General features: G+C 65.1%; 13 protein-coding genes and 1 pseudogene. 8 read left to right on the forward strand and 6 right to left on the reverse strand.

What is annotated here, in order from left to right:
* Window positions 1-20: 20 nt before the first annotated feature.
* From mprF to G3N58_RS06650, 4 genes are all read left to right on the forward strand, one after another.
* On the forward strand, window positions 21-2,615 hold the full coding sequence (gene mprF / locus G3N58_RS06635) for a bifunctional lysylphosphatidylglycerol flippase/synthetase MprF (RefSeq protein WP_205998815.1): 2,595 nt from the start codon (window positions 21-23) through the stop codon (window positions 2,613-2,615).
* Window positions 2,612-3,892, forward strand: a complete 1,281-nt coding sequence (locus G3N58_RS06640) for a virulence factor family protein (RefSeq protein WP_167282733.1) — start codon at window positions 2,612-2,614, stop codon at window positions 3,890-3,892. Before mprF ends, G3N58_RS06640 begins: the two co-directional genes overlap by 4 nt.
* A gap of 350 nt (window positions 3,893-4,242) precedes the next feature.
* Window positions 4,243-5,814 (forward strand): threonine ammonia-lyase, biosynthetic, encoded by a 1,572-nt coding sequence (ilvA, locus tag G3N58_RS06645; protein ID WP_205998816.1) that lies wholly within the window; start codon window positions 4,243-4,245, stop codon window positions 5,812-5,814.
* Between the two features lie 245 nt (window positions 5,815-6,059).
* Window positions 6,060-7,250, forward strand: a complete 1,191-nt coding sequence (locus tag G3N58_RS06650; protein ID WP_205998817.1) for a 4-hydroxybenzoate 3-monooxygenase — start codon at window positions 6,060-6,062, stop codon at window positions 7,248-7,250.
* 30 nt (window positions 7,251-7,280) lie between these two features.
* Here G3N58_RS06650 and G3N58_RS06655 read toward each other — a convergent pair whose 3' ends face one another.
* Complete coding sequence (locus tag G3N58_RS06655) at window positions 7,281-8,183, reverse strand: helix-turn-helix domain-containing protein (protein WP_205998818.1); 903 nt, start codon at window positions 8,181-8,183, stop codon at window positions 7,281-7,283.
* Window positions 8,184-8,348: 165 nt separating this feature from the next.
* On the opposite strand from G3N58_RS06655, the gene G3N58_RS06660 reads away from it, so the two are divergent.
* The 3 genes from G3N58_RS06660 to G3N58_RS06670 all read left to right on the forward strand — a co-directional run bounded on the left by G3N58_RS06660 (window position 8,349) and on the right by G3N58_RS06670 (window position 12,915).
* Complete coding sequence (locus G3N58_RS06660) at window positions 8,349-9,212, forward strand: SDR family oxidoreductase (RefSeq protein WP_205998819.1); 864 nt, start codon at window positions 8,349-8,351, stop codon at window positions 9,210-9,212.
* Window positions 9,213-9,247: 35 nt separating this feature from the next.
* The gene (locus G3N58_RS06665; protein ID WP_167038065.1) at window positions 9,248-11,053 is read left to right on the forward strand and encodes an FAD-dependent oxidoreductase; all 1,806 of its coding nucleotides are present in this window, start codon (window positions 9,248-9,250) and stop codon (window positions 11,051-11,053) included.
* A gap of 443 nt (window positions 11,054-11,496) precedes the next feature.
* On the forward strand, window positions 11,497-12,915 hold the full coding sequence (locus G3N58_RS06670) for an aromatic acid/H+ symport family MFS transporter (protein ID WP_205998820.1): 1,419 nt from the start codon (window positions 11,497-11,499) through the stop codon (window positions 12,913-12,915).
* A 49-nt stretch (window positions 12,916-12,964) separates the two neighbouring features.
* On the opposite strand, the gene G3N58_RS06675 is transcribed toward G3N58_RS06670, so the two are convergent.
* From G3N58_RS06675 to G3N58_RS34025, 4 genes and pseudogenes are all read right to left on the reverse strand, one after another.
* Complete coding sequence (locus tag G3N58_RS06675; protein WP_167038069.1) at window positions 12,965-13,213, reverse strand: hypothetical protein; 249 nt, start codon at window positions 13,211-13,213, stop codon at window positions 12,965-12,967.
* 72 nt (window positions 13,214-13,285) lie between these two features.
* The gene (locus tag G3N58_RS06680; protein ID WP_205998821.1) at window positions 13,286-13,654 is read right to left on the reverse strand and encodes a hypothetical protein; all 369 of its coding nucleotides are present in this window, start codon (window positions 13,652-13,654) and stop codon (window positions 13,286-13,288) included.
* 756 nt (window positions 13,655-14,410) lie between these two features.
* Complete coding sequence (kdgR, locus tag G3N58_RS06685) at window positions 14,411-15,349, reverse strand: DNA-binding transcriptional regulator KdgR (protein WP_205998822.1); 939 nt, start codon at window positions 15,347-15,349, stop codon at window positions 14,411-14,413.
* A 38-nt stretch (window positions 15,350-15,387) separates the two neighbouring features.
* A pseudogene (locus tag G3N58_RS34025) lies at window positions 15,388-15,527 on the reverse strand (SDR family oxidoreductase); the annotation flags it as partial.
* Window positions 15,528-15,819: 292 nt separating this feature from the next.
* On the opposite strand from G3N58_RS34025, the gene kdgT reads away from it, so the two are divergent.
* Complete coding sequence (gene kdgT / locus G3N58_RS06690; protein WP_167282750.1) at window positions 15,820-16,839, forward strand: 2-keto-3-deoxygluconate transporter; 1,020 nt, start codon at window positions 15,820-15,822, stop codon at window positions 16,837-16,839.
* Between the two features lie 86 nt (window positions 16,840-16,925).
* On the opposite strand, the gene G3N58_RS06695 is transcribed toward kdgT, so the two are convergent.
* Window positions 16,926-18,371 carry an NAD-dependent succinate-semialdehyde dehydrogenase gene (locus tag G3N58_RS06695; RefSeq protein ID WP_167282752.1) on the reverse strand — a complete coding sequence of 482 codons (1,446 nt, stop codon included), beginning with the start codon at window positions 18,369-18,371 and terminating at the stop codon, window positions 16,926-16,928.
* Window positions 18,372-18,908 lie beyond the last annotated feature (537 nt).

Here is an 18,908-nt window from a genome sequence, read left to right on the forward strand (position 1 = left end):
TCGCAAGGCCCGCACTCACCATGTTTCGTCGACTTCACCACCCGTTCGCCCGGCTCGGCGCGCGGCTCAGCCGCGCAGCGAAAGCGACGGGCGGCCGGGGACTTCTGTCGCCCGTGCTCGCGCTCGTCATTTGCGGGCTGCTGCTGGTCGTATTGCAGCATCTGTCCGAGGCGGTCGACTATCGCTCGGTGATCCGCGAATTGCGAGACCTGTCGGCGAGCGGGTGGATCGGCGCGCTCGGTGCGACCGCGCTCAGCTACGTAGCGCTCGTCGGACGCGACGCGGTCGGGCTGCGCTATCTCGGCACGAGCGTGCCGCGCGCGGCGCTGTGGGTCGGCGCGACCGCGGGCTCGGCGCTCGGCAATGCCACCGGCTTCGGCGCGCTGACGGGCGGGGCGGTGCGCGCCCGCGTCTACGGCGTGGCGAACGTCACGCCCGCGCAGATCGGCCGCATGACGGTGTTTACCAGCGTGTCGCTGGCGCTCGCGCTCGTGCTGATGACCGCGCTCGGCATGGTCTGCATGGCGGGCCAGCTCGCACCGATGCTGCATCTCACACCGGTGGCGCTGCGCTGGAGCGGCGCGGCGCTGCTGGTCGCGCTGGGGCTCGCCGCCGCCGCGTGCCGCCGCGAAACGCGGCCGGTCCGCACGCGCTGGTCCTGGCTTTCATTCGATATCCCCGCACGCCGCGATCTGCTTGCCCAGGTCGCGCTGGCCGTGCTCGACGTGGTGGCCGCCGGTCTCGCGCTATGGACGCTGTTGCCGCACGCGAACGTCGGCTTTATCGGTTTCATCACCGTCTACGCGGCTGCGATGCTGCTCGGCATGATCGGCCATACGCCCGGCGGCGTCGGCGTGTTCGAGGCGGCGATGGTGTTTACGCTGAGCGGCAGTGTGCCGATGCAGCAGATGGTTGCCGCGCTGCTGGCCTATCGCGCGATCTATTTCGGCGTTCCGCTGCTCGTGTCGGCCGCGTTGCTCGCGGGTTTCGAAGGCCGTGCGCTGAAGAACCATCTGTCGCGGCTGCAGGCCGAGCGCGTGTCGGAACTCGCGCCGCTGTTTCTGAGCCTCGTCACGTTCGTGGTCGGCGGCATGCTGGTGATTTCGAGCGCGACGCCCGCGTTCTGGCAACGCATCCATATCCTGCGCGATATGGTGCCGCTGTGGGTGCTCGAAAGCTCGCAGATGCTGTGCAGCGTGCTCGGCGTGCTGCTGCTGTTCGTCGCGCGCGGTCTGCTGCGGCGGCTCGACGCGGCATGGTGGATGACGCTCGTGCTCGCGGTGTCGAGCCTCGCGTTGTCGCTGACCAAAGGTCTCGCGTTCGTCGAGGCCGGCGTGCTCGGCATGCTGATCGCGCTGCTGCTCGCGACGCGCAAGCGCTTCAACCGTCATTCGTCGCTGTTCGCCGAGCGCTTCACGGCGGGCTGGCTCGTGTCGATCGCCATGGTGCTGATGCTGGCGACGTGGGTCATGCTGTTCGCCTTCCGCGACGTGCCGTACACGCGCGATCTCTGGTGGCAGTTCGCCTTCGACGAACGCGCCCCGCGCGCGCTGCGCGCGACACTGGCCGCCAGCCTGTTCGCCGCGACGTTTTCGTTCTGGCAGTTGCTGCGTCCGGCGCCGGGGCGTTTCGTCAAACCGGCGCCCGAGGACTTGCACGACGCCGCGCGCATCGTGCGTGCGCAGGAGCGCAGCGACGCCGGCCTCGCGCTGATGGGCGACAAGAGCTTCCTGTTTTCGGAATCGCGCGAAGCGTTCCTGATGTACGCGAAATACGGCCGCACGTGGGCCGCGCTGCACGATCCGGTGGGGCCGCGCGAGGAGTGGGCCGGTCTCATCGGCAAGTTCGTCGCGCTCGCACATGCGCACGGCGGCCGCGCCGCGTTCTACCAGGTGCGTGCCAATGCGCTGCCGCTTTATCTCGACGCGGGTCTCACGCTGATGAAGCTCGGCGAGGAAGCGCATATCGTGCTCGACGATTTCGATCTGAAGGGCTCGCACCGCGCGCATCTGCGTTATGCGCTCAAGCGCGGCGAGCGCGACGGCTTCACGGTCGAAGTGATCGATCAGGCCAACGTGCCGGCCTCGCTCGAAACGCTGCGCGGCATTTCCGACGGCTGGCTCGACAGCCGCGACGCGCGCGAGAAGAGCTTCTCGGTCGCGGCTTTCCATGACGAATACCTGGCTGCGCAATCGGTGATGCTGGTGCGCCAGAACGGCGAGCCGGTCGCCTTCGTGACCTTCATGACGACCGATCTGAATACCGAGGCGACCGTCGGCGTGATGCGCCACCTCGAAAGCGCATCGTCGTACGCGATGGAATATCTGTTCACGCAGCTCGCGCTGCATCTGAAGCAGGCCGGTTTCCGCTCGCTGAGTCTCGGCATCGCGCCGCTCTCGGGCGTTCAGCCGACGCCGCTGGCGTCGCGCTGGCATCGGGTTGCCGGTATCGTGTGGCGCTTCGGCGGCCGTTTCTATAACTTCCGCGGCTTGCGTGCTTTCAAAAGCAAGTTTCAGCCGCACTGGGAGCCGCGTTATCTCGCGGCATCGGGTTCGATGGGCGTGTTTTTCACGCTGGCGGACCTGTCGTTGCTGGCAGGAGGCCGGCGTTCATGACCTTGCATCCGTTTTTCCGGCTCGCCATCGCGGCGAGCGTTCTCAGCGGCGGCGCGCTCGCGCATGCGGCCACCACTACTACCACTACCACCACCGTCGCCGGCGGCCGCTATGGCGAGGTCCGGGTCACGCAGCCGGATGGGCCGTTGCGCGGCTTCGTCGTGCTGTATTCGCAGGCGAGCGGCTGGAGCGCGGCCGATCAGCAAAGCGCCGATGCGCTCGCGCAGGCCGGTGCGATGACCGTCGGCGTGGATACCGCGCAATACGTCGCGAACCTGAGCGCGAAGAAAGAGACCTGCCATCAGCTCGTCGGCGATGCCGAAGCGTTGAGCCATCAGCTCGAACGGCAAGCGCGCTCGAATCAGTACTTCGCGCCGATCGTCGCGGGCACGGGGCAGGGCGCGACGCTCGCGATGCACGTGCTCGAACAGGCCCCGTCGAACACGATTGCGGGCGCCGTCTCGGTCGATGCCGAGCGCACGCTCGACGCGCGCTTTCACCCGTGCGCGCCGGACCCGACCGTGATTCGCGACAAGGTGCCCGGCTTCGTCGAAAAGGCGAACACGGGCGCGGCCGATCGCACGCGTCTCGTTGCGTTGCTGACGCCGCATCTGCAATCGGTATCGACGGGCGATGACGACGTGTCCGATCTGCCGCTCATCGAATTGCCGGCCGCGCATCCGAACGGCCTGATGGCGATCGTGATCTCCGGCGACGGCGGCTGGCGCGATCTCGACAAGACGATCGCGCAGGCGTTGCAGAAGGATGGCGTGTCGGTGATCGGCTGGGACAGCCTGCGTTACTTCTGGAGCGAGAAGCCGCCCGCGCAAACGAGCCGCGATCTCGCGCGCGTGATGCAAACCTACGGCGCGCGCTGGCACGCGCAACACATCGCGCTCGTCGGCTATTCGTTCGGCGCGGACGTGATGCCGTTCGCGTACAACCGCTTGCCCGCGGAGCAGCGCGCGAAGGTGTCGCTGATCTCGCTGCTCGGCTTCGCACCCGACGCCGATTTCCAGATTCGCGTGGGCGGCTGGCTCGGCATGCCCGCAAGCGACAAGGCACTGAACGTGCGGCCCGAATTGACGCATGTGCCGCCGTCGATCGTGCAATGCTTCTATGGCGAGAGCGAGACCGACACGCTGTGTCCGGCGCTCGACAAGACCGGTGTCGACGTGATCCGCACGTCCGGCGACCATCACTTTGGCCGCGATTACAACGCGCTGGAGCAGCGGATTCTCACCGCATTCAGAAAGCAGAGCGGCGTGCAGGATTGAACGTCGCTCTGCTGTCCCGCCGGGGCGTTCGAGCCTGCACGCCCCGGCAGCGTCGAGCATTGCGGGATTGACAAAGCCCGCCGGGTCGACGAAGATCGCCTGCATGCACTGCCTCGACATCCGTATTGCGCTGATTATTAGCATCATTCATCGAATGGTGGGTTAGCGCACGTCGGATAGAACAGACAAGGCAGTGACAAACTAACCCGCCACAGAGGCGGGTTTTTTTATGTCCGCTTTTCTGCCTGCCTCCTGGCGAACTTGCTGCCGATCGTGGTCCGTTGCCATCGATCGCGGTCGATTCGTTGTTGCATCGTTGTTGCATCTTCGTTGTTAACCAGGAGCTTGCCTTGCTATCGAACAAACTCGAACGGGCCGTCGTCGCGGCCGAGCGCGCTGCACTTTCCCACGACTACCTGAAGAAAATCCTGACCGCGCGCGTCTACGACGTGGCGCGCGAGACTGAACTCGAACACGCGCCGAACCTGTCGGCGCGGCTGCGCAATCCGGTGTATCTGAAACGCGAGGACAACCAGCCGGTGTTCTCGTTCAAGCTGCGCGGCGCATACAACAAGATGGCGCATATTCCGGCCGAAGCGCTGCAACGCGGCGTGATTACCGCGTCGGCGGGCAATCATGCGCAGGGCGTGGCGCTTTCCGCGGCACGCATGGGCGTGAAGGCGATCATCGTGGTACCGGTCACGACGCCGCAGGTCAAGGTCGACGCGATACGCACGCATGGCGGACCGACCGTCGAGGTCGTGCAGTCCGGCGAGTCGTATAGCGATGCGTATGGTCACGCGGTCAAACTGCAGGAAGAGCGTGGCCTGACCTTCGTGCATCCGTTCGATGATCCGTATGTGATCGCGGGCCAGGGCACCGTGGCGATGGAAATCCTGAGCCAGCACCAGGGGCCGATCCACGCGATCTTCGTGCCGATCGGTGGCGGTGGGCTCGCGGCCGGCGTGGCGGCGTATGTGAAATCGGTGCGCCCCGAGATCAAGGTGATCGGCGTGCAGACCGACGATTCGTGTGCGATGGCGGCGTCGTTGAAAGCGGGCGAGCGCGTGACGCTGAACGAAGTGGGCCTGTTCTCCGATGGCACGGCCGTGAAGCTCGTCGGCGAGGAAACCTTCCGCCTGTGCAGCGAGTATCTCGACGAAGTGCTGCTCGTGAATACCGATGCACTGTGCGCGGCAATCAAGGACGTGTTCCAGGACACGCGCAGCGTGCTCGAACCAGCCGGTTCCTTGGCGGTGGCCGGTGCGAAGCAGTATGCCGAACGGGAAGGCATCGAGAACCAGACGCTGATCGCGATCACCTCGGGCGCGAACATGAACTTCGACCGCATGCGTTTCGTCGCCGAGCGGGCGGAAGTCGGTGAAGCGCGCGAAGCAGTGTTCGCCGTAACGATCCCCGAAGAACGCGGCAGCTTCAAACGCTTCTGCGAACTGGTCGGCACGCGCAGCGTCACCGAATTCAACTACCGGATCGCGGATGCCAATTCGGCGCACATCTTCGTCGGCGTGCAGATTCGCAACCGCAGCGAGTCGGCGCAGATCGCGGGCGCATTCGAAGCCCACGGTTTCGCCACCGTCGACCTCACGCTCGACGAACTCTCGAAGCAGCACATCCGCTACATGGTGGGTGGCCGCTCGCCGCTCGCGCTCGACGAGCGCCTGTTCCGCTTCGAATTCCCGGAGCGCCCGGGCGCGCTGATGAAATTCCTTTCGTCGATGGCGCCGAACTGGAACATCAGCCTGTTCCACTATCGCAACCAGGGCGCGGACTGTAGCTCGATTCTCGTCGGCATCCAGGTGCCCGCAAGCGAGAACGCGGAGTTCGATCGTTTTCTCAGGACACTCGGCTATCCGTACTGGGAAGAGACACACAATCCCGTGTATCGGCTGTTTCTTGTCTAGTTGAATGCATCGGGGTTTACCTGAGGGGTGCGTCACATCGACGCACCGCGCCGTGAATTCCTGCGCTCGGCGGAAAGCCCCGCCTGGTGTGCGTTTTCGGCCGATGCGAGGGCGCCACGAGCGTCTTCGCCATCAGCTTTCTATCTCCTGAGGCGATACAGCCTATCCAATTTATCGCGTTGCGGGATACCGGTCGTGATCGTCACACTGTGCGCCAATTCATCGCCACATTCAGGAGACACAGCATGCGCACTCAAGTCGGCATCATCGGCGCCGGGCCCGCCGGATTGCTTCTTTCCCACCTGCTTCACCTGCGCGGCATCGAGTCCGTCGTGCTCGAAACGCGTACCCGCGACCAGATCGAATCCACCATCCGCGCCGGCGTGCTCGAACAGGGCACGATGGACCTGCTGACTGAAACCGGCCTCGGCGAACGCATGAAAGCGGAAGGCGCGCTGCATCACGGTTTCGAACTTGCCTTCGAAGGCAAGCGCCGCCGCATCGATCTGATGGACCTCACCGGTAAAGCGATCACCGTCTACGCCCAGCACGAAGTGATCAAGGACCTCGTCGCGGCACGCGTCGCCGCGAATGCCGAGCTGCGTTTCGGCGTGACGGACACGTCGATCCAGGGCATCGACACCGACACGCCGTCGATCCGCTATCGCCACGAGGGCGCCGAGCACGAACTGCAATGCGATTTCGTGATCGGCTGCGACGGCTCGCAAGGCGTGTCGCGCGCGGCGATTCCCCAGGCACTCCGCAAGGACTTCGAACGGGTCTATCCGTTCGGCTGGTTCGGCATCCTGAGCGAAGGGCCGCCGTCGTCGGAGGAACTGATCTACGCGCGTCACGAGCGCGGCTTCGCGCTGATCAGCACGCGCTCGCCGAACGTGCAGCGCATGTACTTCCAGTGCGACCCGAAAGACTCGGTCGATAACTGGTCCGACGATCGCATCTGGGCGGAACTGCATGCGCGTGCCGATTCGCACGACGGCCAGCAGATTGTCGACGGCCAGATTTTCCAGAAGAACATCGTCGGCATGCGCAGTTTCGTTTCGACGACGATGCAGCACGGGCGCCTGTTCCTCGCGGGCGACGCCGCGCATATCGTGCCGCCGACCGGCGCGAAGGGCATGAACCTCGCGGTCGCCGACGTGAACGTGCTGAGCCAGGCGCTGAACGCGTTCTACAAGGAAAACCGCACCGATCTGCTCGAGCGCTACAGCGAAACCGCGCTCAAGCGCATCTGGCGCGCCGAGCACTTCTCGTACTGGATGACGAGCATGATGCATCGTATCGAAGGCGCTTCGGCGTTCGAGCAGCAGTTGCAGGTTGCCGAACTCGAGTATGTGACGACCTCGCGCACGGCGGCCACGGTGCTCGCGGAGAACTACGTCGGCGTGGCCGGCGCGCAGATGCAAGGCATGCTATAAGCGATGCGCCTCGCGCGGCGCTCGGGAACCCTAATTGATCGACAGGTCCCGATGCGCCGCCGACTGAAATTCCTTGGGCGTGACGCCGGTCTGCTTACGGAAATAGCGGCTGAAATAAGCGGCATCTTCGAAACCGAGCGCATGCGCGATCTGTTTGATGCTCGATCCCGAGTAGACCAGATCGCGCTGCGCCTCGCGTATCAGTTGATCGTTGACGAGCGACAACGGGGAATGGCCGAGTTCCTCGCGGCAGATGCGGCCCAGTTGCGCCGCCGTAACGCCGAGTTTTTCCGCATAGAAATCGATCGGCTGATGTTCGCGCACGTGTGCGGCGATCAGTTCGCGTAGCCGCTTGAGCTGCGCCGCGCGCCGGTCGTTGATCGTCGAGCCGGTCGTCGCGCCAGCGCTCGATACGGCATCGGCCAGGCGCGCTACTTGCACAAAAAGTGCAATCATCAGCGACATGCCCGCGGCGATGTGACCGCGTGCGCTGCCGCGAAATTCCTGCTCCAGCAAACCGAATAACGGCATCAGCGTGTGCTCGCCGATTTCGCGCCGCACGGGGATCAGTGCGGGCCGCTGCAGCACCGGCAACAGTCCCGGTGACACTACCTTCGAAATCGACTCCAGCGCCCGCTGCGCGGCCGTAATCACGAGCCCGTCGATCTCCGGCGAAAACACGAATCCATGCACCGTTTGTGCGGGAAGCAGCACGAGGCAGGGCGGTTCGATCGAGAGCTTTTCGCTTTCGACCAGCACGTGCCCCGTGCCGCTGCGGATATAGAGAATCTGCAGTAACGCATCGTGCCGGTGCGCAGCGATATGCCAGTCATTCGGCCGGCTACGCTCGACGATCCATTCGAAATTGAACGCGTCGTACCACGGCGGCCGTGCCGACTCGCCGTACAGATCGTAGTTAGGGATATTCCTCATGCCGTTTCGTCTCCTATGTTCGAATTGTCCTGCGATGTGCCGTCTTTGTCCAATTTCCGCGCAAGCCGCGTCGCTATACTTTTTGCCATGAAAGATACGGTGGATAGCGCGGCGCTCAGGCCGCGACAGCGCATCGCCGTCACGATCAGAACCATGGAGATTCGGATGACTAATAACACGGAAACGCAGGCAAAGCCGCACCAGGGAGATGCACACTCACGGCACTGGCTCGGTCTCGAAGGGCGCGTGTGCGTTGTGAGCGGAGCGGCGGGCGGAATCGGCGGCGCGATCGCTCAGGTGCTCGCCGGGGCCGGCGCGCGTCTCGCGCTGCTCGATCGCGATGAGGAGAAGTGCCGGGCGCTGGCGCAAACGCTGAACGCAAGCGGCGTCGACGCGCTCGCGTTGACGTGCGATATCGGCGATATCGACAGCGTGCGCGGTGCGGTAACGGCCGTCGAAACTGCCTATGGTGCCGCCGACGTGCTCGTGAACAACGCGGGTCTGCTGCGGCCGGGCGGCATCGAAGAGATCGGCCTCGATGCCTGGAACGCGATGCTGCGCGTGAATCTGACCGGCTACATGCTGTGCTCGCAGCAGTTCGGTCACGGCATGCTCAGGCGCGGTTCCGGCGCCATCGTGCACGTCGCCTCGGTGGCCGCGCATCATCCGCAAACCTATAGCGGCGCATACAGCGCGGGCAAAGCGGGCGTGACGCTGCTGTCGAAGCAGATCGCGGCGGAGTGGGGGCCGCGTGGCATTCGCAGCAATGCCGTGTGTCCGGGCATGATCCGCACGCCGCTCTCTGCCGCGTTCTATGAGCAGGGCGATATCGAACGCCGCCGCAGTGCGATGACGGCCAGTCGCCGCATCGGCGAGCCGAACGATATCGCCGACGTGGTCGCGTTTCTCGCGAGCACGCGCGCCGCCTATGTGAACGGCGCGGAAATCACCGTCGACGGCGGCCTCGAAAGCATGCTGATGGATCTCGTGCCGCGTCCCGGCTTCGAGGCCGTGCAAGCCGCCCGCTAAGTTCTCGCCAAGTTCTCATACAAGGAAGCGATACCATGACCAATGCAACGCAGAGCGCTGCGCTGACCTGCGACGTGCTCGTCATCGGCTCGGGCGCGGGCGGCCTTTCGACGGCCATCACCGCGCGCAAGCATGGGCTCGACGTCGTCGTGATCGAAAAAGCGCCGTTTTTCGGCGGCACGACCGCGTTTTCCGGCGGCGTGCTCTGGATTCCCGGCAACCGTCACGCGCAAAGCAACGGCGTTAGCGATACGCGCGAAGCGGCGCTGACCTATATGCGCAACGAAACCGGCGCGTTCTTCGATGCCGCCGGCGTCGAGGCCTTTCTCGACACGGGCCCGGAAATGCTCGATTTCTTCGAGCGCGAGACCACGGTCAAATTCGTGCCGACGCTATACCCGGACTATCACCCGGACGTGGGCGGCGGTGTCGATATCGGCCGCTCGGTCGTGGCCGCGCCGTTCGATGCGCGCGCGCTCGGCAAGGACATCGCGCGGCTGCGTCCGCCGCTCAAGACGATCACGTTCATCGGCATGATGTTCAACTCGTCGAATGCGGACCTCAAGCACTTCTTCAACGCGACGCGTTCGCTCAAGTCCGCGCTGTACGTCGCGAAGCGTCTCGCGAGCCATCTGAAGGATCTCGCGCTGTACCGGCGCGGCGTGCAAATCACGAGCGGCAATGCGCTCGCCGCGCGTCTCGCGAAATCGGCGCTCGATCTCGGCATTCCGATTCACACGAATACCGCCGCGCGCGAATTGATCGTGACGGACGGGCGCGTCACCGGCGCGCTCGTCAATGGGCCGGACGGCGAGCGGCGCATCGTCGCGCGGCGTGGCGTCGTGCTCGCGTGCGGCGGTTTCTCGCATGACGTGGCGCGTATCGCGCGTGCCTATCCGCATGTGCGGCGGGGCGGCGAACACGTATCGCCGGTGCCGTCGGGCAATACCGGCGATGGGCTCGGCATGGCCGAACGTCTCGGCGCGCGGGTGGCGATACGTTATCCGCAAGCCGCGGCGTGGATGCCGGTGTCGCGCGTGCCGATGAGCGACGGCAGCGTCGGTGTGTTTCCGCATCTTCTCGATCGCTACAAGCCCGGCGTGATCGGCGTGACGCGTGGCGGCAAGCGCTTCACCAACGAAGCGAATTCGTATCACGACGTGGGCGCCGCCATGATCGAAGCGTGCGAGAGCGAACGCGAAACCGCGATGTGGCTCGTCTGCGACCACGCGACGATCCGCAAATACGGGCTCGGTTTTGCCAAGCCCGCACCGGTGCCGCTCGGTCCGCTGCTGCGCAACGGCTATCTGAGCACGGGCCGCACGCTCGCCGAACTCGCGCGCAACGCGGGGCTCGACGGCGCGGCGCTCGAAGCCACGGTGCAGCGCTACAACGTCGACGCGGTGCGCGGCGAAGACCCCGAGTTCGGCCGCGGCACGACCTCGTTCAACCGCTATCTCGCGGACCCCGAGCACAAGCCGAACCCGTGCGTCGCGCCGATCGGCGACGGACCGTATTACGCACTGAAGGTGCTGATGGGCGACCTCGGCACGTTCGACGGCATCGCGACCCAGGTCACCGGCGAAGTGCTCGACGAGGCGGGCGCGCCGATTGCCGGACTGTATGCGGTCGGCAACGATCGCGCGAGCGTGATGGGCGGCAACTATCCGGGCGCGGGCATCACGCTCGGGCCGATCATGACCTTCGGCTACATCACGGGGCGCAATCTCGCGGGTGTGGGCGTAGGCGGCAACGCGGCAAAAGCACAGGACGGCGCGGCCGGGAGCAGCGCGGGCATGCGCGACAACGCGCCGGTCACGGCATTGAGAAGCGGCACCTGAGCAGGAACCGTTCATTGGCCGGCCAGCGTAACGGCGCACGATCGGTTTGCACGGTACGCGCATAACCGATCGGCATATCCAGCAGGCTCACGGCTGACGCAAGGCCGGCTCGCGATACCGCGTCAGAAGTAACGAATTGCGCCGGATGATGCGGCTTTCCTGTCTCGGAGAGCCGCATCGGCCCGCGCCGCATGCGACTGGACTCCAATCGACTCGCCGAAACCGGCCTCGGGTTCGGCTCAGGAGTCCGCACTTTCAGTAGTAATCCAAACAATAAAAAAAATCTCGTCATTTCACGGAGACATCGCAATGAACAAGCGCCAACCCTGGCCCTGTAGCGGACCGCAATGCGGTAACGCGCCGGCGCCAACGACCCTGCCGGCAATGGCATCACGCCCGCACGGCGTCGCCACGCCTTTTCGCCTTGAAACGGGAGCATGCAAATGACGCGCTCCGAACGCAATGTGGATGTGCAGGCCTTTATCGACGCGCAGCGCTTTTCGCCATTCCAGTGGACGATTCTCGTGCTGTGCTTTCTTGTCGTCGCGGCGGACGGTTTCGACACGGCTGCGGTCGGCTTTATCGCACCGTCGCTCGTGCAGCAGTGGGGCATTGCGCGCAGCGCGCTCGGCCCGGTGATGAGTGCGGCGCTCGTCGGACTCGGCATCGGCGCGCTCGCGGCCGGTCCGTTCGCGGATCGCATCGGCCGCAAGACGGTGCTCGTGCTGTCGGTCTTTTTCTTCGGACTATGGAGTCTCGCCGCGGCCCGCGCGACCTCGATCGAATCGCTGACCTTGCTGCGATTTTTCACCGGCCTCGGTCTCGGTGCGGCGATGCCGAACGCGGTCACGCTGATGTCCGAGTACGCACCCGCTCGCATTCGCGCGGTCGCGGTCAATGCGATGTTCTGCGGCTTTTCATGCGGTCTCGCGATCGGCGGCCTCGCCTCGGCGTGGCTGATTCCGCAATTCGGCTGGCCGAGCGTGCTGGTCGCGGGCGGCGTCGGCCCGATCGTGCTGACCGTGCTGCTGATGGTGCTGCTGCCGGAATCCGCGCAATTTCTCGCCGTGCGCAAGCAGGCCGATCAACGTATCGCGGGAATCCTGCAACGCATTGCGCCGCAGAGCCGCTTCGACGGCTGCCATTTCTTCGCGATCGACGTGCGGCACAGCGCAGGCAACGCGCGTACCAAAGGCGCGCTCTCGATCATTCTGTCGGCACGCTACCGTTTCGGCACGCTGATGCTGTGGCTCGCCTATTTCATGGGGCTGCTGATCTACTACCTGCTCACCAACTGGCTGCCCACGCTGTTCAAGGACACCGGCTTTTCGGGCGAAAAAGCTGCCTTGATGACCTCGCTGTTTCCGCTTGGCGGCGTGCTCGGCAATCTGTGCGTCGGCTGGATCATGGACCGTTTCGCCGGCCATCGCGTGATCGCCTTCACGTTCGTGCTGGTCGGCGCGCTCGTGTTGCTGGTCGGGCAGGGCGTCGGCCATCAGGTGTGGCTCGGTACGCTGATCTTCCTCACGGGTACGGTCGCGACGAGCGCGGTCACGTCGATGTCGGCGCTTGCGGCGAGTTTCTATCCGACGCGTGCGCGTGCAACCGGGGTCGCGTGGATGCTCGGCATCGGCCGCATCGGCGGTGTCGCGGGCGCGCTCGTCGGCGCGGCGCTGATGGGGCTCGGCTGGAAGTTCGGCGCGGTGTTCAGCCTGCTGGCACTGCCGGCCATGGTGTCGGCGAGCGGCGTGTATCTGATGATGCGGCGCGTATTGCACAAAGACGCGCCCGAGGATGCGCCCGAGGATGCGCAGGACGATGCGTCCACGGATGAAGCGGCCGGCGCGGTGGCGCTGAAATGAGGGGGGAGATGGCGTTGCCGTGAAAACTCACTATGAGCTCACAATGCGCTCACGACGCGCGCAGCAACGCCATCTCGTTGTGCAGCAGCGCGAGCAGATCGTCGTCGGTGGGACGGGTGCCCCAGTGGCGCGCGCCGGCCACCGACGCGATCGCCATCCACGAATGCGGCGGAAACCACTCGCGCAGCAGCATGCCGTCCTGACGCAAACAGAGCTGGCCCGTTTGCTCGCTGTATTCGGCGCAGATCAGCGCGCCGTCGATATGCGCGCTCACGCGCCTGGGATCGTTGTGTAGCACGTCGTCGCTCCTGTCGAAGGGGTGGCGCGAATGCCGGCGTGGCGCGGCGGCAGGACCGCCGCCGGGCATCGTTCAGTGATCGTGATCGTGCCCATGCCCGTGCCAGCCATCGTCGTGATCGTGGCCGCGGCCGTGCCAGCCGTTATCGTGCCGGTCGCCGTGCCATTCTTCGTGATGATGCTCCCACTCGTCCCGCCCCCAATAGCGATGACCATCGTAGTAGCGATCGCCGTACCAGCCCGGCGCGATCACGACCGCGGGCGGCGGCGCCACGTACACGGGCGCGGGCTGCACATAGACCGGCGGGGGCGGCGCTACCACGACGCCCGGAATGCCGATGTTAACGCCAACGTCGACATGCGCGAACGCGGCCGACGATACGCCGATCGCGAGGGCCGCGACGATCGCCGACGATATCCAGCGGCTGCGAGAGTGACTCATAGTGTGTTCTCTGTTTTGATGAGTGTGGTGAGGTCAGGCGCGTCGGCGCGCGGCTTCACGAATGCCTCATGAAGCGCGCACCATCCGCTCAATAATGATCGTGGTCGTAGTGATGGTCGTGATGATGATCGTCGGGGACCACGATGCAACCGCTCAATGCGCCGCCGAGCGTGGTGGCCAGAATGACGAGTGCGAAAATTTTCTTCATGATGTTGCTCCCTTGGCAAAAGTTGCCATTGTGTTTCGTGTGAACCGAACTCTACTGAGCGGCGCGATTATCGGTGTGTTTGTGTGTAACAGGACGTGTCGATACGCGCGCGCGGCAACGCGGCCATACGGTGACAACGGACGTGACGGAAAAACGGCAAGCCTAACGCGTCGAAATGACAGGGGATTGTTAAGCGGATCGGCAAGCCCTTGAGCGCGTTATGAAAAGAAGCGTAGGCGCGAGCCCTTGAGGTATCGGTATGAAGCGGGCGTTCGATACATCGACGGTTCGCGGGCACGGCGGGGCAGGCCGAATCGTGTTTCGCGTCGGAGGTATCGCGCGGATACATTCAGTTGCAGACTGGGGATCCGAGGCCGCATGACGCCTGCGTGCGCATGTCGGATCGATGACATCGCACGTGTTGCGCCATCAGCTTCTCTTAAGCTTCGATCGGATACGAGCACGCGACGTGCGCATCACAGGTGCCGCTGCGGTACTTCATCAAGCACCCCAGGCACCCCAGGTTCATCGAGCCCATCGTACGCCCTCTAGGGCGGCGTCCCCACGGGCTCCGGCGCGCTCGTCTGGCGATAACCGAGCCGCGCCGAAATCGCGAGCCCGGCCTGCTTGAGCAGGGCGACGTAGTGCTGCTTCGTATCGGCGCCGCAGCGCATCGTCGGAAACGAAATCGACAGCCCGGCGATCACGCGGCCGAAGCGGTCGAACACCGGCACCGCGATGCACTGCAGGCCGTCTTCCTGCTCCTCGTTGTCTTCGCCGAAACCCTGCTCGCGCACGCGCGGCAAAATGCTCAGCACTGCTTCGGCGCAGGTCAGCGTTTTCTGCGTCGACTTGCGGAATTCGACGTGCGAGAGCACCTCGCGCGCATCGGCCGGCGCCATCCACGCGAGCAGCACCTTGCCGATCGCCGTGCTGTGCAGCGGATTGCGCCGGCCGATGCGCGACTGCATGCGCAGGCCGTAGTCGGCGTCGATCTTGTGGATGTAGATGATCGCGTCGTCGTCGAATGCGCCGAGGTGAACCGCTTCGCGCGTCATCTGGCCGATGCGGCGCATTTCGGTGTCGGCCTCGCGCACGAGATCGACGCTTTCGAGCGCCTTCGCGCCGAGTTCGAACAGACGGATCGTGAGCCGGTAGCGCTCGGTTTCGATTTCCTGCGTGACGTAGCCGAGCGCCTTCAGCGTTTGAATGACGCGATGCACGGTGGTCTTCGACATGCCGAGCCGTTGCGACAGCTCGCTGATGCCGATCTGTCCGCTGTCGCCGATCGCGCCGAGAATCGCGAAGACTCGACCCACCGACGACGCGGATTCGCCGCGCTCGCCGCCGTCCGCCTCGGGCGATGCGTCGGCGGTGTGCTTGCGCGATTTGCCGCGCGTCTTCTCGTCAGTCCTGCTGACCGCCTTGCTGTTAGTCTCGTCCCGCGCTTTATCGCGTCGTGTTTCCGTTGCCGCCATGTCCGTCATTCCCTGTCTGTGCCGAGCCGCGCCGTCGCCTTACCGGGCTAGCGCGCAAGCCAGCCGCCGTCTACCGCGAGTGTATGTCCATGCACGTAGTCCGACGCCAGCGAGGCGGAAACACCACGGGCCCCGCGAGATCGTCCGGGATACCCCAGCGGCCCGCCGGAATGCGGCCGAGACCATCTATCGTTCTCCGCTCGCGGGATCGGCGCTGTGCCGCGCCATGTGCCCGAGCACTGTAACGCACAATTTCGATTCCGGAACACTGGTTCGAAAAATATTGCTCTGCGTCATTAAAGCTGGCAAAGGTTTTGGTGCCGTAACGGGTAAACGATAGTCGGCGTTTACAAAAAGAAACGGAACGATGTTCCTTTTGTGGTGCTATATTGCGCCGGACAGGGAGAGCCCGGCGCAGAACGGGACATGACCCCGGGTAATCCACCCGTCAACGGGACGTGACCGTCCATGGAGGAGGCATGAAGATCAAGAAGGCCATCGACCGCATTCCTGGCGGCCTGATGCTGGTGCCGCTGCTGCTCGGCGCCTGCGTGCACACGTTCGCGCCCGGCGCGGGCAAATACTTCGGCTCGTTCACCAACGGCCTGATTACCGGCACGGTGCCGATTCTCGCGGTGTGGTTCTTCTGCATGGGCGCGACGATCGATCTGCGCGCGACCGGCACCGTGTTGCGCAAATCGGGCACGCTGCTCGCCACCAAGATGGCGGTCGCGTGGGTCGTCACGCTGATCGCGGCGCGCTTCATTCCGATCGACGGCATCAAGACCGGGCTCTTCGCGGGGCTCTCGGTGCTCGCGATCACGACCTCGATGGACATGACCAACGGCGGTCTCTACGCAGCCGTGATGCAGCAGTACGGCACGAAGGAGGAGGCGGGCGCGTTCGTGCTGATGTCCGTCGAATCGGGGCCGCTCATCAGCATGATCATTCTCGGCGCGACCGGCGTCGCGTTCTTCGAGCCACGCCTGTTCGTCGGCGCGGTGCTGCCGTTCCTGATCGGCTTCGTGCTCGGCAACCTCGATAGCGAGCTGCGCGACCTGTTCGGCCGCTGCGTGCATCCGCTGATCCCGTTCTTCGGTTTCGCGCTCGGCAACGGCATCGATCTGAACGTGATCGTGACGAGCGGGCTGCCCGGCATCGCGCTCGGCCTCGGCGTGATCGTCGTGACCGGCATTCCGCTGATTCTCGCCGACCGCTGGATCGCGGGCGGCAATGGCGCGGCGGGGCTTGCGGCATCGTCGACGGCGGGGGCGGCGGTCGCGAATCCGGCGATCATCGCCGACATGATTCCGAGCTTCAAGCCGCTCGTGCCGGCCGCGACCGCGATGGTCGCGACGGCTTGCCTCGTCACCGCGATTCTGGTGCCGATTCTCACGGCGCTGTGGGTGCGCCGGCATCATGCTCGCGACGCGTTGCGCGAGGAGTTCGCGGCGGCCACGCAGGCGCCGCCGCTCAACGAGCGCGACGCGCACGTCTGACGCGCCATTCCGAAGGCGTCGGAAACGAAAAGGCCGGCTCCGCGCGCAAGCGCGGAGCCGGCCTGTCTCTTTCTATTAGTGCGTCGTTAAACCGCCATCACCGTCACGGCCTTCGTGACGAGGTAGGCTTCCATCGCTTCCGGACCGCCTTCCGAGCCGTAGCCGGAATCCTTGATGCCGCCGAACGGCATTTCCGGCGTCGGCGTGGCCGGCTGGTTGATCCACAGCATGCCGACTTCCATCTGCTGCGACAGCATATGCACGTTGGCGAACGACTTCGTGTACGCGTAGCCCGCGAGGCCGAACGGCAGACGGTTCGCTTCGGCAATCGCTTCTTCGAGCTTGTCGAAGCCGCGGATCGCGGCGATCGGGCCGAACGGCTCGTTGTTGAATACGTCGGCTTCGAGCGGCACGTCGGTCAGCACGGTCGGCGCGAAGAAGTTGCCGGCCGAGCCGACGCGCTCGCCGCCCGTCGCGATCGTCGCGCCGGTCTTGCGCGCGTCGTCGACGACCTTGGCCATCGCGCTCAGACGGCGCGCGTTGGCGAGCGGCCCGAGCGTCGTGCCTTCGGCGAGGCCATCGCCGAGCTTGAGGCTTTCGGCATGCTTGACGAGCGCCGCGGCGAATTCTTCGCGCAGGCTGTTGTGCACGAGGAAACGCGTCGGCGAGATGCAGACCTGGCCCGCGTTGCGGAACTTCGCGGCGCCGGCGGCCTTGACCGCGAGCGCGACGTCGGCGTCTTCGGCGACGATCACCGGGGCGTGGCCGCCGAGCTCCATCGTGGCGCGCTTCATGTGCGAACCGGCCAGCGCGGCCAGTTGCTTGCCGACCGGCGTCGAGCCCGTGAACGTGACCTTGCGGATCACCGGATGCGGGATCAGGTAGCTCGAGATTTCAGCCGGATCGCCGAACACGAGGCCGACCACGCCGGCCGGCACGCCGGCTTCGACGAAGGCCTGCAGCAGCGCGGCCGGCGACGCCGGGGTTTCTTCCGGCGCCTTCACGAGGAACGAGCAGCCGCAGGCGAGCGCCGCGGAGAGCTTGCGCACGACCTGGTTGACCGGGAAGTTCCACGGCGTGAACGCGGCGACCGGGCCGATCGGCTCCTTCAGTACCTGCGAGTGCTGGGCGACGTTGCGCGACGGCACGATGCGGCCGTACACGCGGCGGCCTTCGTCCGCGAACCATTCGATGATGTCGGCGGCGGCCAGTACTTCGAGACGCGCTTCGACGAACGGCTTGCCCTGTTCCTGGGTCATCAGGCGGCCGATGTCGGCGGCGCGCTCGCGCACCAGCGCGGCGGCCTTGCGCATGATCGTGGCGCGCTCGTTGGCCGGCACCTTGCGCCAGGCTTCGAAGCCGCGCTGCGCGGCGTCGAGCGCGCGGTCCAGATCGGCGATGCCGGCGTGCGCGACCTTGCCGATAGCCTCGCCGGTCGCGGGATTGACGACGTCGAGGGTCTTGCCGCTGGCGGCATCGCACCACTCGCCGTTGATCAGAAGTCGGGTATCGGTGTAGCTCGGGATAGCCATGCTGGGTTCCTGTGAGTGGGAAAAACGACAGGCCGCGCGGTCGTGAAGCAAGAAGCGACAGGACCTGCGCGGCCATGATTGAACTGCCGATACCAATTATCTTATCTGATTGCGCGCAATCTCACCGGACGCGGGCTGGTGGCGACGTGGATGGCATGCCTCTTGCCGCCGGGGTGTGGCGGGTTCGCGCGAGTCGTCATGCGCCTGCGGATGTATCTGTTGTATCTGTTCATGCGCGGGGTCATGTAGCGCGCCGCGTGAATCACCGCGCTTCGAGCCACGTCTTTCCATTCCGATACCATATCGATGCGACAAGCATCGCATCACACGAAAATCCCCCTGAATCGACCCTCGCGACGCAGCCGCGCGGGGCCGGAACGCAGTATCATGCTTCAGGTTTCCTTCAGCTTTGCTCCGTACTATCTTCGCCACTGCCCGTGGCCTTCGAGGACCGCGGCCGTTGTCATGTGCAGGTCGAACGCATGATCGCTGCGCATGTCCGCGGGCAATGGATCAGATAGATCCCGACCGAAAACC

This window comes from Paraburkholderia sp. Ac-20342 (genome assembly GCF_017104985.1).
In the GTDB taxonomy this organism is placed as follows: Bacteria; Pseudomonadota; Gammaproteobacteria; order Burkholderiales; family Burkholderiaceae; genus Paraburkholderia.

What these genes read in the sequence shown, in the direction of transcription:
- G3N58_RS06655 (WP_205998818.1), bottom strand. Translation starts at nt 8,183, where the DNA reads ATGAGGAATATCCCTAACTACGATCTGTACGGCGAGTCGGCACGGCCG.
- G3N58_RS06670 (WP_205998820.1), top strand. Translation starts at nt 11,497, where the DNA reads ATGACGCGCTCCGAACGCAATGTGGATGTGCAGGCCTTTATCGACGCG.
- G3N58_RS06680 (WP_205998821.1), bottom strand. Translation starts at nt 13,654, where the DNA reads ATGAGTCACTCTCGCAGCCGCTGGATATCGTCGGCGATCGTCGCGGCC.
- mprF (WP_205998815.1), top strand. Translation starts at nt 21, where the DNA reads ATGTTTCGTCGACTTCACCACCCGTTCGCCCGGCTCGGCGCGCGGCTC.
- G3N58_RS06650 (WP_205998817.1), top strand. Translation starts at nt 6,060, where the DNA reads ATGCGCACTCAAGTCGGCATCATCGGCGCCGGGCCCGCCGGATTGCTT.
- kdgT (WP_167282750.1), top strand. Translation starts at nt 15,820, where the DNA reads ATGAAGATCAAGAAGGCCATCGACCGCATTCCTGGCGGCCTGATGCTG.
- G3N58_RS06660 (WP_205998819.1), top strand. Translation starts at nt 8,349, where the DNA reads ATGACTAATAACACGGAAACGCAGGCAAAGCCGCACCAGGGAGATGCA.
- G3N58_RS06640 (WP_167282733.1), top strand. Translation starts at nt 2,612, where the DNA reads ATGACCTTGCATCCGTTTTTCCGGCTCGCCATCGCGGCGAGCGTTCTC.
- kdgR (WP_205998822.1), bottom strand. Translation starts at nt 15,349, where the DNA reads ATGACGGACATGGCGGCAACGGAAACACGACGCGATAAAGCGCGGGAC.
- G3N58_RS06665 (WP_167038065.1), top strand. Translation starts at nt 9,248, where the DNA reads ATGACCAATGCAACGCAGAGCGCTGCGCTGACCTGCGACGTGCTCGTC.
- G3N58_RS06695 (WP_167282752.1), bottom strand. Translation starts at nt 18,371, where the DNA reads ATGGCTATCCCGAGCTACACCGATACCCGACTTCTGATCAACGGCGAG.